This is a genomic window from Halobacillus sp. Nhm2S1 (assembly GCF_019599545.1).
Classification (GTDB): domain Bacteria; phylum Bacillota; class Bacilli; order Bacillales; family Halobacillaceae; genus Halobacillus.
The window spans coordinates 127828-142022 of the sequence record NZ_JAIEZV010000002.1 but is presented as its reverse complement, the minus strand read 5'-3'; the positions used below and the strand labels follow the sequence as shown (position 1 = coordinate 142022).

The 14195-nt window shown below is 43.3% G+C and carries 15 protein-coding genes and 1 tRNA gene; 15 read left to right on the top strand and 1 reads right to left on the bottom strand.

Going from position 1 to position 14195, the window contains the following annotated elements:
* The first annotated feature begins 14 nt into the window (after window positions 1-14).
* The 7 genes from K2225_RS07275 (at window position 15) to K2225_RS07245 (ending at window position 6172) form a co-directional block, all read left to right on the top strand.
* Window positions 15-1031 carry a tetratricopeptide repeat protein gene (locus K2225_RS07275; protein ID WP_220584140.1) on the top strand — a complete coding sequence of 339 codons (1017 nt, stop codon included), beginning with the start codon at window positions 15-17 and terminating at the stop codon, window positions 1029-1031.
* Between the two features lie 117 nt (window positions 1032-1148).
* The gene (trxB, locus tag K2225_RS07270; RefSeq protein ID WP_220584139.1) at window positions 1149-2099 is read left to right on the top strand and encodes a thioredoxin-disulfide reductase; all 951 of its coding nucleotides are present in this window, start codon (window positions 1149-1151) and stop codon (window positions 2097-2099) included.
* Between the two features lie 372 nt (window positions 2100-2471).
* The gene (locus K2225_RS07265) at window positions 2472-2939 is read left to right on the top strand and encodes an 8-oxo-dGTP diphosphatase (RefSeq protein ID WP_220584138.1); all 468 of its coding nucleotides are present in this window, start codon (window positions 2472-2474) and stop codon (window positions 2937-2939) included.
* Window positions 2940-2955: 16 nt separating this feature from the next.
* Entirely contained in the window at window positions 2956-3840 is an 885-nt protein-coding gene (rapZ, locus tag K2225_RS07260; protein ID WP_220584137.1) for an RNase adapter RapZ, read from the top strand.
* Between the two features lie 3 nt (window positions 3841-3843).
* The gene (locus tag K2225_RS07255) at window positions 3844-4797 is read left to right on the top strand and encodes a gluconeogenesis factor YvcK family protein (RefSeq protein ID WP_220584136.1); all 954 of its coding nucleotides are present in this window, start codon (window positions 3844-3846) and stop codon (window positions 4795-4797) included.
* A 33-nt stretch (window positions 4798-4830) separates the two neighbouring features.
* Window positions 4831-5787, top strand: a complete 957-nt coding sequence (gene whiA / locus K2225_RS07250) for a DNA-binding protein WhiA (RefSeq protein ID WP_220584135.1) — start codon at window positions 4831-4833, stop codon at window positions 5785-5787.
* Between the two features lie 130 nt (window positions 5788-5917).
* On the top strand, window positions 5918-6172 hold the full coding sequence (locus K2225_RS07245; RefSeq protein ID WP_146816853.1) for an HPr family phosphocarrier protein: 255 nt from the start codon (window positions 5918-5920) through the stop codon (window positions 6170-6172).
* 102 nt (window positions 6173-6274) lie between these two features.
* Here K2225_RS07245 and clpP read toward each other — a convergent pair whose 3' ends face one another.
* Window positions 6275-6862, bottom strand: coding sequence for an ATP-dependent Clp endopeptidase proteolytic subunit ClpP (clpP, locus tag K2225_RS07240; RefSeq protein ID WP_146816851.1), 588 nt, complete (start codon window positions 6860-6862; stop codon window positions 6275-6277).
* Between the two features lie 549 nt (window positions 6863-7411).
* On the opposite strand from clpP, the gene K2225_RS07235 reads away from it, so the two are divergent.
* The 8 genes from K2225_RS07235 (at window position 7412) to gpmI (ending at window position 14186) form a co-directional block, all read left to right on the top strand.
* Window positions 7412-7487 (top strand) — tRNA-Arg (locus tag K2225_RS07235).
* A 257-nt stretch (window positions 7488-7744) separates the two neighbouring features.
* Complete coding sequence (locus K2225_RS07230; protein WP_146816849.1) at window positions 7745-7969, top strand: hypothetical protein; 225 nt, start codon at window positions 7745-7747, stop codon at window positions 7967-7969.
* Window positions 7970-8065: 96 nt separating this feature from the next.
* The gene (locus tag K2225_RS07225; RefSeq protein WP_220584134.1) at window positions 8066-8287 is read left to right on the top strand and encodes a glutaredoxin family protein; all 222 of its coding nucleotides are present in this window, start codon (window positions 8066-8068) and stop codon (window positions 8285-8287) included.
* Between the two features lie 151 nt (window positions 8288-8438).
* Complete coding sequence (locus K2225_RS07220; protein ID WP_220584133.1) at window positions 8439-9467, top strand: sugar-binding transcriptional regulator; 1029 nt, start codon at window positions 8439-8441, stop codon at window positions 9465-9467.
* Between the two features lie 38 nt (window positions 9468-9505).
* The gene (gene gap, locus K2225_RS07215; RefSeq protein WP_160913254.1) at window positions 9506-10513 is read left to right on the top strand and encodes a type I glyceraldehyde-3-phosphate dehydrogenase; all 1008 of its coding nucleotides are present in this window, start codon (window positions 9506-9508) and stop codon (window positions 10511-10513) included.
* A gap of 179 nt (window positions 10514-10692) precedes the next feature.
* The gene (locus tag K2225_RS07210) at window positions 10693-11874 is read left to right on the top strand and encodes a phosphoglycerate kinase (RefSeq protein WP_220584132.1); all 1182 of its coding nucleotides are present in this window, start codon (window positions 10693-10695) and stop codon (window positions 11872-11874) included.
* A gap of 19 nt (window positions 11875-11893) precedes the next feature.
* The gene (gene tpiA, locus K2225_RS07205) at window positions 11894-12655 is read left to right on the top strand and encodes a triose-phosphate isomerase (RefSeq protein WP_146816838.1); all 762 of its coding nucleotides are present in this window, start codon (window positions 11894-11896) and stop codon (window positions 12653-12655) included.
* Window positions 12648-14186: a 2,3-bisphosphoglycerate-independent phosphoglycerate mutase gene (gene gpmI, locus K2225_RS07200; protein WP_220584131.1), complete on the top strand. Its 1539-nt coding sequence runs from the start codon at window positions 12648-12650 to the stop codon at window positions 14184-14186. Before tpiA ends, gpmI begins: the two co-directional genes overlap by 8 nt.
* The last annotated feature ends 9 nt before the right edge of the window (window positions 14187-14195 follow it).

Below are 14195 nucleotides of genomic sequence, written 5' to 3'. Positions count from 1 at the left end.
ATAGGGGGACAGTCATGACGACTACACTTAAAGGAACTACAGCACAACAGGATACGAACATTATCCCATTTGTACCAACGGGCTCATTTTATTTTTCCCATGGGATACAAGCTTTTCAAAAGCGTCGTTTCAGTGCTGCTGTCAAGTGGCTGAAAAAGGCGATCGAAGCTTCTCCCGATGAACCATTATATCCATGCCAACTTTCTGTCGTTTATACGGAAGTTGGCTCTTATCATGCCGCAAATCAGGTACTGACCGAGGTATTGGCTGAACACGGGAAGGAATACGTCGATTGTTACTATCTGATGGCCAATAATTACGCTCATCTCGGTCTTCTTAATGATGCAAAAAAATATGTGGACACCTATTTAGAACAACCCGGTGACGGCGAATTTGAAGAAGCGGCAAAGCAACTGAGAGATATGCTGGATTCTTTAGAGGAAGAAGATGAAGACGATGACTGGGCATTTGAAGATGAAGATGAGTTGATCATCTATCAGGAAACAGCTTTTTATCATCTGGAGCATGAAGAGTGGGAAGAAGCTCTAAGTGTCCTTGATGAAATGATGGAGCTTTTCCCTGACTTCAAAATCGCTAAACATCGATACGCTTACGCTTTATTCATGAATGGGGAACGTGACGAAGCCATTCAGTTTGAAAAAGAAACCCTTGAGAAAGAGCCGGCGAACATCCATTGTGACGTGAATTTGGCTACTTTTTATTTGAAAAAAGGAATGACGCAGGAAGCGTCTTTTCACATTGAACGACTCCGCAATGTATTTCCTATGCATGAACAGCAAAAACTAGCTGTAGCTGAAACTCTGGCGAGAGCAGGGTATTACCAGGAAGCGGTCGAACGGTTCAGGTCGCTTCGTAATAAACAGGTCACCAGGCGCAGAGTTTACTACAAATGGTACAGTATCTCCCTTTACCATACAGGTCATCCTTCCAAAGCGTTGCAGCTATGGGAAAAAGGCTGCAAACAGTTCCCTAAGATGGGGAAAGAAGGCGGACCCTGGGAACAGGAATAGGTAAACATGCATTTCTCTCATACGTAAGCACATTAATGGACGGTTTTCGTATGATTTACTATGATATGTACAGGAATCGCAACTGAGATTACTCGGATTCATAAGGAGTGAAGATTGATGAGTGAAGATCGTATTTATGATGTTATTATCGCTGGGGCAGGTCCTGCTGGTATGACAGCCGCTGTTTATACCTCCCGTGCCAACCTGGATACGCTTATGATTGAGCGTGGAATTCCAGGAGGTCAAATGGCGAATACAGAAGACGTTGAGAACTATCCAGGCTTTGAAAGCATCCTTGGACCAGACTTATCCAACAAGATGTTCGATCACGCAAAAAAATTCGGTGCTGAATATGCGTATGGCGACATCAAAGAAGTTGTAGATGGCAAAGAGTACAAGACGGTCAAAGCTGGTAATAAAGAATACAAAGCACGTGCGGTAATTGTAACGACAGGTGCTCAATATAAAGAACTTGGCGTAAAAGGTGAAAAAGAACTCGGCGGCCGCGGTGTTTCTTACTGCGCGGTATGTGACGGTGCATTCTTCCGTGATAAAGAACTAGTCGTTGTAGGTGGAGGAGACTCTGCAGTTGAAGAAGGTGTCTACCTTACCCGCTTTGCAAGCAAAGTGACGATCGTTCACCGTCGCGATGAATTACGCGCACAAAAGATTCTACAGGATCGTGCGTTTGATAACGACAAGATCGATTTCATCTGGGATACCGTCGTCAAATCCATCAATGAAAAAGATGGAAAAGTGGGAAGCGTCACGCTTCACAATAAGAAAACAGGTGAAGAATACGACTTCGATACTAATGGCACGTTCATCTATATCGGAATGATTCCATTGTCCACACCATTCGAAAGCTTAGGCATCACAAATGAACAAGGATATATCGAAACAGACGAAAACATGGAAACGAAAGTACCAGGCGTTTTTGCAGCCGGGGATATCCGTGAAAAAGAATTGCGTCAAATTGTGACAGCAACTGGTGATGGAAGCATTGCCGCACAATCCGCCCAGCACTATATTGAAAATCTTTTAGAGGAATTGAAGGTCGTCAATTAAAAAGAAACACCATTTTAACTCGGGTGTAACACCGATGAAATATTTTCCTGTTATGATGGAAGTGATTAATTGACCCCCTTTTAATAGATTAATCTCTATGAGGCACAGGTGCTCGTCATCTGTGTCTTTTTTTTTGTTTAACCAATGCACTTTCTGGAATACCGATACTTTTAATTAGTAGATACACTTTTAACTTTTTAGCAAAGGGTTCGTTTCATTCATTGTAAATATAAGCAACGAAACCATTTTCCGAATCAGTTAAAGGAAATAGTTTTCAAACCAGGCTGTGGAACATAATATTGTAGCAACCTGTGTATTCATTGTATAATGGGTGGAGATGCCCTCTAGAAAGAAAATGAGGTGACCATAACGATGCAGCGTGTAGCGAATTGTATATTAAAAGTTAATGATTCCGTATTGATGTTAAAAAAACCACGCAGAGGCTGGTATGTAGCTCCTGGCGGAAAGATGGAAGCTGGAGAGAATATCAAAGATTCCGTCGTCCGTGAGTTTAAAGAAGAAACGGGACTTTCCATCGAAAACCCAGAGCTTCGTGGTTCCTTTACATTCGTCATGCGGGAAGAAGAGAAAACCGCTCAAGAATGGATGATGTTTACTTTTTACAGTACGAGCTATTCAGGGGCCTTGCTGGATGAAAGTGAAGAAGGTGAACTGGAATGGGTTCCGGTTGATGAAGTTCTTCAAAAGCCGATGGCAGAGGGAGATCGGAGAATTTTCAAGCACATCTTAAGTAGTGAAGAGCAAGTATATGGAACATTTGTATATACGACGGACTTCCGCTTGATCGATGAAGATTTGGATCCGTCACGACCTGACTAATGGGGAGCGATGAAAGATGCCAGTAAATGCAAACGATACTCAGTTAGTAATCATCACAGGAATGTCAGGGGCAGGAAAAACCGTAGCTGTTCAAAGCTTTGAAGATCTCGGTTTTTTTTGTGTCGATAATCTACCACCGGCCCTGCTTCCAAAATTCCTTGAACTGATGAAAGATTCCAGCAACAATATTCAAAACGTGGCTTTAGTGATGGATTTACGTGGACGAGAATTTTTCGATGCGCTGTTTGATTCTCTTGACCGTCTTGGAAAAGAGGAGTGGCTGCAAGAACATATTCTTTTCCTTGATGCAGAAGATCAGGCGCTTGTTTCCCGCTATAAAGAAACACGAAGATCTCATCCCCTTGCTAAAGAAGGACTGCCGCTTGAAGGTATTCGAAGAGAGAGAAAAATGCTGGATGAACTGAGAGGACGTTCGCAGACGATCATAGATACGACATCACTGAAGCCGAAAGAACTCCGGGAGCGGATTATTGAAAAGTACCGCCAGCAGGAACAGCAGGTGTTTTCTATACAGATGGTTTCCTTCGGATTCAAATACGGTGTTCCCATTGACGCAGACTTAATGTTTGATGTGCGTTTCCTGCCGAATCCACACTATGTGGAACATATGCGTCCATTAACAGGGTTGAACACAGAAGTATCTTCCTATGTTTTTAAATGGACAGATACACAAAAGTTCCTTGAAAAGCTGAAGGACCTGCTGCATTTCATGCTTCCACAATACAAACGTGAAGGAAAGAGCCAGCTTGTCGTTGCTGTCGGGTGTACAGGTGGCCAACATCGTTCCGTCGCACTTGCTGAGCATTTATCGGAATACTTCTCTACAGATTTCGTGACCCATGTCACGCACAGAGATATTGATAAAAGAAAGGGTTTGTAACGGATGGACCATAAAACCAAGCCGCGTGTCGTTGTTGTAGGTGGCGGGACCGGAATGCCTGTGCTGTTGCGCGGGTTAAAAAATTTACCAATCGACCTTTCTGCCATTGTCACGGTTGCTGATGATGGTGGAAGTTCCGGCCGCTTACGCAACGAGATGGCTATTCCTGCTCCAGGAGATATCAGGAATGTCGTGGCTGCCCTATCTGATGCAGAGCCAATGCTCCTTGAACTTTTTCAACACCGGTTCGCAGCGGGTAACGGTCTCTCCGGTCATTCTATGGGGAACCTTTTGCTGGCTGCGATGGCATCTATGACGGGGGACTTTTATAAAGGCATTAAAGAAATCTCCAGAGTCCTGAATGTGCGTGGTCATATTTATCCGATTGCAAACCATTCCATGAACCTCCATGCGGAGATGGAGGATGGAACGGTGGTTACCGGTGAATCGAGTATTCCGAAGCAGAATAAGAAAATAAAAAGGGTGTACGTCAGCCCTACTCCGGTTCAGCCTTTGCCGGAAGCCGTGGATGCCATTAAGTCTGCAGATTTGATTGTCATCTCTCCTGGAAGTCTTTACACGAGTATATTACCGAACATCATCATTCCGGAAATCGGTCAGGCCTTGAAAGAAACAAAAGCAATGGTCACTTATATATGCAACGTGATGACGCAGCAGGGGGAAACTTCCGGTTATACGGCTGCTGATCATATCCAGGCATTATTTGATCATATTGGTGAAGATGTGTTACAGTCAGTGATTGTGCATAACCAACCAATCGATCAAGGGGTACGGGCTGCTTATGCGGAAGAAAACGCTGAGCCCGTCGTGTACGATATAGATAGAATTAAATCCATGGGATTGAAAGTCATAGAAGAAGATATCATCGACCATAGCAAGCCTATGTTACGTCATGACACAGAAAAATTAGCAAAGTTATTGCACTCCATGCTTTAGGTGTTGCGTGGCAGGTAGAAGGGGGTGTACATCATGTCATTTGCATCAGAGATCAAAAAAGAATTAACGAACGTAGAAGCCGATCCTTGCTGTATGGAATCGGAATTAGCTGCCCTTGTCCGAATGAACGGCACCTTTTCCCTTTCCAATCGTGAATATATTCTCGATGTACAAACAGAGAATGCAGCGATTGCCAGAAGGATTTACACGTTAATCAAAAAGCTTTATCCCTACCCAGTTGAACTCCTTGTTCGGAAGAAAATGAGATTGAAGAAGAACAACGTATATATTGTGAGGATGACGGAAAAAGCAAATGTCGTACTCGAAGATCTTGAAATCCTGAAAGGTCCTCTGTCCATTAATCCAGACATCCCTCAAAAATATTTGAACGATACCTGTTGTAAGAGGGCTTATTTACGAGGAGCATTTCTTGCAGGCGGCTCGGTCAACAACCCGGAAACCTCTTCCTATCATCTTGAAATTTATTCATCTGATGAGGAACACAACGAGGCGTTGTGTAAGCTTATGAATGGTTTTGGGTTGCACGCGAGGACACTCAGTCGTAAAAAAGGATACATCACTTATTTGAAAGAAGCGGATAAAATCACGGAGCTCATCAGCAATATTGGAGCACACCAGGCTCTTTTTAAGTTTGAAGATGTAAGAATCGTCCGGGATATGAGAAATTCCGTCAACCGTCTCGTCAATTGTGAAACAGCGAATTTGAATAAGACCATCGGTGCAGCTTTCCGCCAAGTGGAGAACATAAAATTCATTAAACGGACCGTAGGCTTAGAAGCCCTCCCAGATAAACTGCAGGAGATTGCATCTTTAAGACTACAGCACCAGGAAGTTTCTTTGAAAGAGCTGGGGGAGTATGTTTCTGGAGGATCGATCAGTAAATCAGGCATCAATCACCGCCTGCGAAAAATCGACGAGTTCGCTGACAAAGTTAGAAAAGGTGAAGTCACAGAAAACACAAGAAATTAATGTTTCCTTAACAATTTCATGCTATAATGAAATACAATTATAAACGCTTTCTACAAGAGAGCGTTCTTTTTTCTAAGTATTGAATCCGCTTACAAAGAAGTTGGAATATAGAATGAGAGGAGAATGACAGGTGATTGAAAGGACGATAACGATTGAGCTTGAGACGGGTTTACAGGCAAGACCAGCCGCACAGTTTGTACAAGAAGCGAACAAGTTTACCGCAGATGTTTTCATTGAAAAAGGTGAGAAACGTGTAAATGCTAAGAGTATTATGGGGTTAATGAGTCTGGCTGTCGGTACAGACGAAGAAATTAAATTGATTGCAGACGGATCAGATGAAGAAGAAGCGGTTCAGGTACTTACCGATTTCGTGAAGAATGACTAATCTGTATTTATGTGAAAAAATGAACGTTCTCCAATGAGGGAACGTTTTCATACAGGATGCAAAAAATCCGCTGTGTCATCACAGCGGATTTTCTGTTCTTTCTTATTTGTCGTTTTTCTCCATAACTTTATCGATCAAGCCGTAGTCAACAGCTTCATAGGCAGACATGAAGTTATCACGATCCGTATCGCGTTCAATGACTTCCATTGGCTGACCAGTACGCTCAGCAAGAATCTTGTTCAGCTTCTCGCGCATCTTGATAATACGCTTGGCGTGAATTTCGATATCTGATGCTTGTCCTTGTGTGCCTCCAAGCGGTTGGTGAATCATAACTTCACTATTAGGAAGGGCATAACGTTTACCTGGTTCACCAGCGTTTAGTAGGAATGCACCCATAGATGCAGCCATACCTGTGCAGATTGTAGATACGTTCGGTTTGATGAACTGCATCGTATCATAAATCGCCATACCTGCTGTAATCGATCCACCAGGAGAGTTGATGTATAGAGAAATGTCTTTCTCTGGATCGTCAGCGGCTAGGAAAAGCAACTGCGCAACAACAGAGTTTGAAATGTTATCGTCAATCGGGCTTCCCAGCATGATGATGCGGTCTTTAAGTAAGCGGGAATAGATATCATAGGCACGTTCTCCGCGGTTTGTTTGTTCAATAACTGTAGGGACTAAATTCATTTGAAAATCCTCCTTAACATCAAATTAATAATGATGGAATACATTCATCATACCTATAAGGTCAGTAAAGGTCAAACAAAAACAATCGACCTTTTTCCCTTTATTTCAGCAAGTGGTGTACGCCTTTTAAGTATGAAAAACGGTTATTCTTATTCGTTCTATGTGATGTGTTCCAATTCCTTCTACCATCATACCCTAAATTTACCTATGTAAACGTCCAAGCCTATAATTAAGCGACGTTTCAGGTAACTAAAAAATTGTTTTCCAGATGATTGAGAGAATTTGGTATCGTGGGGGAAGGGCTAACATCCTGGGGAACTGGCACGCCTCCTCCGGCTACACCTTGCGAGTGCTTCCCTGATTCCTTTTCCCGTGGCCGTCTCCCCTTCCCTAACAACCCCTGCCAAGTGAGTGGCTCGAAAAGGATCTCCCTCTCTAATAGTGGACTGGGGGAAACAAAAAGATTTGTACAAAAGCTTTTGGAAGATCGAAAAAATGGGTTGCGTTTTTTAGGGATTCTCCTTATAATATTAAATGCATGTCGCTTTTGCGCCCGTAGCTCAGTTGGATAGAGCGGTAGATTCCGGTTCTACGTCAGTCGGGGGTTCGAATCCTCTCGGGCGCGCTAACCAGGAGGACCTTCCTTAGATGTAAGGAAGGTCCTTTTTTTACAGAAATATCATTATACTAATATATAAAACCCTTATATTTCTTGCGGTTACACTCATGTTATTTAAATAATGCTTAAACATAATTCTCACATAAATTATACGAACATTTATTTGGTTTTATTATCGCGATGTAGTTTATTTAGTACTCTTTCTATGTTACTATTGAATAAATAAAGTCAGATTTTTCGCTTTATTTAGAAGAGGGGTATTTATGACAAACCTAATCCGTTACAAAATGTTGTCGACTGAAGAAGTTTCTGAAGACAGGCGGATTCACTTGTTCGATATGCAAGAACAGCAAAAGTTATCCTTCAACTATCAATCATTGAAGCGAACACCTGAAAAGTATGTAGGTGAAGAGTTAGCTCATTTCCTGGATAAACGTAAGTTGAAAATCGATAATGGTTTTTATGATAAAAAAGGACATGCTTCCTGAAGCGTGTCTTTTTTTAGTTCGATTTTATGCTTTGTTGATGGATGAGTCAGGGTGCCGTTTGGTATGATGAAAATGGTCGATCAGGGAGGTTTGCGTATGTCTGAAGTCATATTATATGTAAAAGAAGACTGTGGGTTATGTGATGAAGTTAAGGATTTGTTGTCTTTGTTTGAGGTCCAAGTAGTATTGGTCGACATTGAAAGTGATCCTGCCTTGCTTGAAAAGTATATGCTGGAGATACCGGTATTGAAAATTGATGAAGAAGAGTTGGATTATCGTGAAATTGATTACTTCGAACTAATGAAGCGTTTACAATAAAAAACGTCTAGGTTTTCGCTTGCACGTGGACTACCCCACTGTTAATATAAAATTGAAATAAGATATTTTTTTGCTCCGAGCGGGACATAATATGACTAGCTGGGACGTAATACATCCCGGTTGGTACCATTTCATAGAAGGGGCTTTTTCCATGAGAGCGTTCATCGACTTACAAAAAAAATTATTCCCGGATGTCCTGGACGTTATACAGCGCCGTTATCAGTTGTTGTACTACATCCAGATCATGCAGCCTGTGGGCCGAAGAGCGTTAGCTGAAAGTGTTGAGCTGGCTGAACGTACGGTCCGAAGCGAAGTGGACTTTCTGAATAAACAAGGTGCTGTAGAAATTACTTCAAGAGGCATGCACTTGAGTTATGAAGGGCAGAACATTCTTGAGCAGTTAGCTGAGTTTATTAAAGAGGTCTCTGGGATTAAGGTTTTAGAACAACAATTAAAGGATAAATTAAATTTAGACTATGTCGTTGTTGTTCCTGGTGATAGTGATGAGCTTAATTGGGTAAAACAAGAGATGGGAAAAGCATGTGTCCAGTATTTGAAAGAACATATGTCGCCTGACCAGGTGATCGCTATTACAGGCGGAACAACCATGGCATCCGTCGCACAAGTAATGACGCCGCTATCTGGAGCTGATCAGTGCTTATACGTTCCTGCACGTGGAGGCTTAGGTGAAAGAGTTGAAAACCAGGCCAATACGATCTGTGCGGAAATGGCGAAAAAAGCAAGGGGTGACTATCGTCTTTTGTATGTACCCGATCCTCTCAGTGAGGAATCGTATCAGACGATAAAAGAAGAACCTTCGATCAAAGAAGTGTTAGACATCATCCGTCATGCTGAAATCGTCATCCACGGAGTCGGCGATGCGCTAACGATGGCAGAACGGAGAAAGACTTCCCCTGAACAGTTGGAATTAATCAGAAAGCATAACGCAGTAGGCGAAGCTTTTGGTTATTATTTTAATGTGGAGGGTGAGATCGTTCACAAAGTTCGTACGGTCGGTTTGCAATTAGAAGATCTGAAACGTGCCAAACACGTGATCGCTGTTGCTGGGGGCCGTTCGAAAGCACAAGCCATTTCATCTTATTTCCAACCGGGCCAGAGTAATGTCCTGATCACTGATGAGGGTGCAGCCCAAGAGTTAATAAGGGATTTATCCCTTTAAATAAATATGATTTCAATCATCCTAAGGAGGAATTTTGCATGACAGTAAGAATTGGTATTAACGGATTTGGACGTATTGGACGTAATGTTTTCCGTGCTGCTCTAAACAACAATGACGTAGAGGTAGTAGCGGTTAACGACTTGACAGATGCAAACATGCTTGCACACTTGCTTCAATACGATACGGTACACGGTAAGCTTGAGCAAGAAGTGACGACAAACGGTGACAACCTGATTGTCGGCGGAAAAGAAGTTAAAGTACTTTCTGAAAAAGATCCAGCTCAACTTGGTTGGGGAGATCTTGGTGTAGATATCGTCATCGAATCTACAGGTCGCTTCACTCAGCGTGACGATGCGAAGAAACACTTGGATGCAGGTGCTAAGAAAGTTGTTATCTCTGCTCCAGCGAAGCAAGAAGACCTTACAGTCGTTATGGGTGTAAACGAAGACCAGTACGACAAAGATTCTCACCACGTAATCTCAAACGCTTCTTGTACGACGAACTGCTTGGCACCATACGCTAAAGTTCTTGACGAGAAGTTCGGTCTTAAGCGCGGTATGATGACAACTGTTCACTCTTACACGAACGACCAGCAGATCCTTGATCTTCCACACAAAGATTACCGTCGTGCGCGTGCAGCTGCTGAGAACATCATCCCGACAACTACAGGTGCTGCACAAGCCGTTGCAAAAGTTCTTCCACACCTTGATGGCAAGCTTAGCGGTATGGCAATGCGTGTACCAACATCCAACGTATCCATCGTAGACTTAGTTGCTGAGCTTGATAAAGATGTAACTGCTGAAGAAGTGAACGAAGCTCTTCGTGCAGAAGCTGAAGGTAACCTTAAAGGAATCCTTGGCTACAGTGACGAGCCACTTGTTTCTACGGACTACAATGGCAACACTCACTCTTCCATCATTGATGGTCTTTCTACACTAATCCTTGAAAACAACATGGTTAAAATTGTTTCTTGGTATGACAACGAAACTGGTTACTCCAACCGTTGTGTAGACTTGGCTGTATACCTTAAGAACCAAGGCTTGTAATATCTGAGCCGATTTAGAAAATACTATGAAAAAGCTGGAAAGGAGGAGGTCTCAGGTCCTCCTCCTTTATCCATGTTTTTTCGCATCCTGCTTATCGGCGTTTCTGCACAATGAAAGTGTGGAAACGTACATAAGGGCAGGCGATGAACCTGACCACAAACCAAGGAGGTTGTCATTCTATGAATAAGAAAACAATCCGTGATGTTGAAGTGCAAGGGAAAACGGTCTTCTGCCGTGTTGACTTCAACGTACCGATGAGCGAGGGAGAAGTCACAGATGACACTCGAATCAAAGCTGCCCTCCCTACAATCAAGCACCTGACTGGAAACGGTGCAAAAGTTATTCTTGCCAGTCACCTTGGGCGTCCAAAAGGTGAAGTTGTCGAAGATCTTCGTCTTGATCCTGTAGCCAAACGTCTGAGTGATGTTCTTGGACAAACCGTTACAAAAACGGACGAAGTACACGGTGCTGAAGTAGACAAAGCCATTTCTGAAATGGAAAACGGCGATGTTCTTCTAATCGAAAACGTGCGCTTCCATCCTGGCGAAGAGAAGAATGATGCGGAATTAGCCAAGGCTTTTGCAGACATGGCTGACCTCTACGTAAACGATGCATTCGGTGCTGCACACCGTGCCCATGCTTCTACAGCAGGTGTTGCGGAGCATATCCCAGCTGTTGCTGGTTTCCTCATGGAAAAAGAAATCAACGTTCTAGGTAAGGCTTTGTCTAATCCGGAACGTCCATTCACTGCTATCATCGGTGGTGCGAAAGTGAAAGATAAGATCGGTGTTATTGATAACTTAATTGATAAAGTCGATAACTTGATTATCGGTGGAGGTCTTGCTTACACATTTGTGAAAGCACTAGGGCATGAAATCGGTAAGTCACTTCTTGAAGAAGACAAAATTGATCTAGCTAAAGAATATATGAAGAAAGCAGAAGAGAAAGGCGTAAACTTCCTTATGCCTGAAGATGTCGTCGTTGCTGATGATTTCTCTGATTCTGCGAACAAAGAAGAAGTCGGAATCGACAGCATCCCAGCCGACTGGGAAGCGCTGGATATCGGTCCGAAGACTAGAGAAAAATATGCAAAAGTCATTAAAGATTCTAAATTAGTCATTTGGAACGGACCAATGGGCGTTTTTGAAATCGAATCTTTTGCTAACGGTACAAAAGCTGTAGCGAATGCTCTCTCTGAAACAGATGGCTACACGGTCATCGGTGGAGGCGACTCTGCAGCAGCCGTTGAAAAATTCGGATACGCAGATGACATGGACCACGTCTCTACTGGCGGCGGTGCTTCCTTGGAATTCATGGAAGGTAAAGATCTTCCAGGTGTATCCTTGTTGAACGATAAATAAAAAGGAGAGGTGAAACCATATGCGTAAAAAAGTAATCGCAGGTAACTGGAAAATGAATAAGAACCACCGTGAAGCGGAAGATTTTATTCAAACGGCTAAAAACGAAGTTCCTTCCTCTGAGCAGGTAGAATCAGTTGTATGTGCTCCATTTCCTTTTCTACAAAAACTTGTAGAGGAAACAGAAGGCACAAGCCTTAAAATCGGTGCTCAAAACATGCACTTTGAAGAAAGCGGTGCGTTTACTGGTGAAGTAAGCCCGGTGATGCTGAAAGAACTTGGTGTTTCTTACGTCGTACTTGGTCACTCCGAGCGTCGTGAAATCTTCAAGGAAACGGATGAAGAGGTTAACAAAAAAGTTCATGCTGCATTCAATCACGGCTTAACGCCAATCATTTGTGTAGGGGAATCTCTAGAACAGCGTGAAGCAAATGAAACGATGGACGTTGTTGAGACACAAGTGAAAAAAGCATTGGACGGTCTGACAAATGATCAATGTGCAGAAACAATCATTGCTTATGAGCCAATCTGGGCGATTGGTACAGGTCGTACAGCGACATCTGAACAAGCGAATGAAGTTTGTACACACATTCGTAAAGTCGTCAGTGATTATGTAAGTGCAGACGCAGCAGAAGCTGTACGCATCCAATACGGCGGCAGCGTGAAGCCTGCAAACGTTGATGAACTACTATCCCAGTCCGACATTGATGGTGCTCTAGTAGGAGGAGCCAGCCTAGAAGCTGATTCTTTCCTAAAACTAGTGGAGGCAGGTAAGAATGAGTAACAAAAACCTTGCTGCCCTAATCATCCTTGATGGCTACGCTCTTCGTGATGAAGAGAAAGGGAATGCTGTCAAACAAGCGAACACACCAAACTTTGATCGTTACTGGAACCAATTTCCGCATTCTGAATTAACGGCATGTGGGGAAGCAGTCGGACTGCCAGAAGGTCAAATGGGTAACTCTGAAGTTGGACACTTGAACATCGGCGCAGGCCGCGTTGTCTATCAGAGTCTGACAAGAATCAACCTTTCCATTCGTGAAGGGGACTTCTTTGAAAATGAAGTGTTGCTGAACGCGGTTCGTGAAGCGAAGACAAAAAATAAAGCTCTTCATATTTTCGGTCTGTTATCTGATGGTGGGATCCATAGTCATATCGACCATATGATCGCTACATTGAAACTGGCGAAAGAAGAAGGGCTTGAGAAAGTTCTCATCCACGCTTTCCTTGATGGTCGAGATGTAGGTCAGCAATCGGCTAAGACTTATATCAAGCAGGCACAAGAAGCTATTGAAGAGGTAGGCGTTGGTCAAATCGCTACCCTTTCAGGGCGTTACTACGCGATGGACCGTGATAATCGCTGGGAGCGTGTCAAGAAAGCTTATGATGCCATTGCTTATAGTGAGGGTCCAACGTACAAGGATCCAATCAAAGCAATCGACGATTCTTATGAGCAGGAAGTGTACGATGAGTTTGTTGAACCTGTTGTTCTTACGGACGAGGACAACAATCCGATTGGAAAGGTGGAAGACGAAGACAGTATCATTTTCTTCAATTTCCGTCCGGACCGTGCCATTCAACTTTCCCGTACATTCGCAAACGACGATTTTGATGGTTATGATCGTGGTGAAAACGCTCCGAAAAACCTTCACTTTGTGGGTATGACGCAATACAGCGACCAGGTCAGAAGTAAGATTGCCTTCCCTCCGAATGACTTGAAAAATACAGTCGGGGAAGTCCTTGCTGACAATGACATGAAGCAACTGCGTATCGCGGAGACAGAAAAGTATCCACACGTGACGTTCTTCATGAGCGGCGGCCGTGAAAAAGAATTCGAAGGGGAAGAGCGTATCCTCATCGATTCTCCAAAAGTCGCAACATATGATCAGAAACCAGAAATGAGTGCTTATGAAGTCACAGATGCGCTTCTTGAAGCACTGGATGCTGAAAAGCACAATGCCATCATTCTGAATTTCGCCAATCCTGATATGGTGGGACACTCAGGCATGCTTGAGCCGACCATTAAAGCAATTGAAGCGGTAGACGAATGCTTAGGCAAGATCGTAGATAAGATCCACGAAAAAGGTGGCCATGCGATCATTACAGCTGACCATGGGAACTCTGACGAGGTGACGACCTTGGATGGAGACGCTATGACAGCTCATACAACAAACCCTGTGCCCGTCATTGTGACGAAGGATGGGGCGGAACTCCGTGATGGAGGAATTCTTGGTGATCTTTCACCAACATTGTTAGAACTCTTGAACGTTGAACAACCTGAAGAAATGACAGGAAAATCACTAATTAAAAAATAAGGGAGAGAT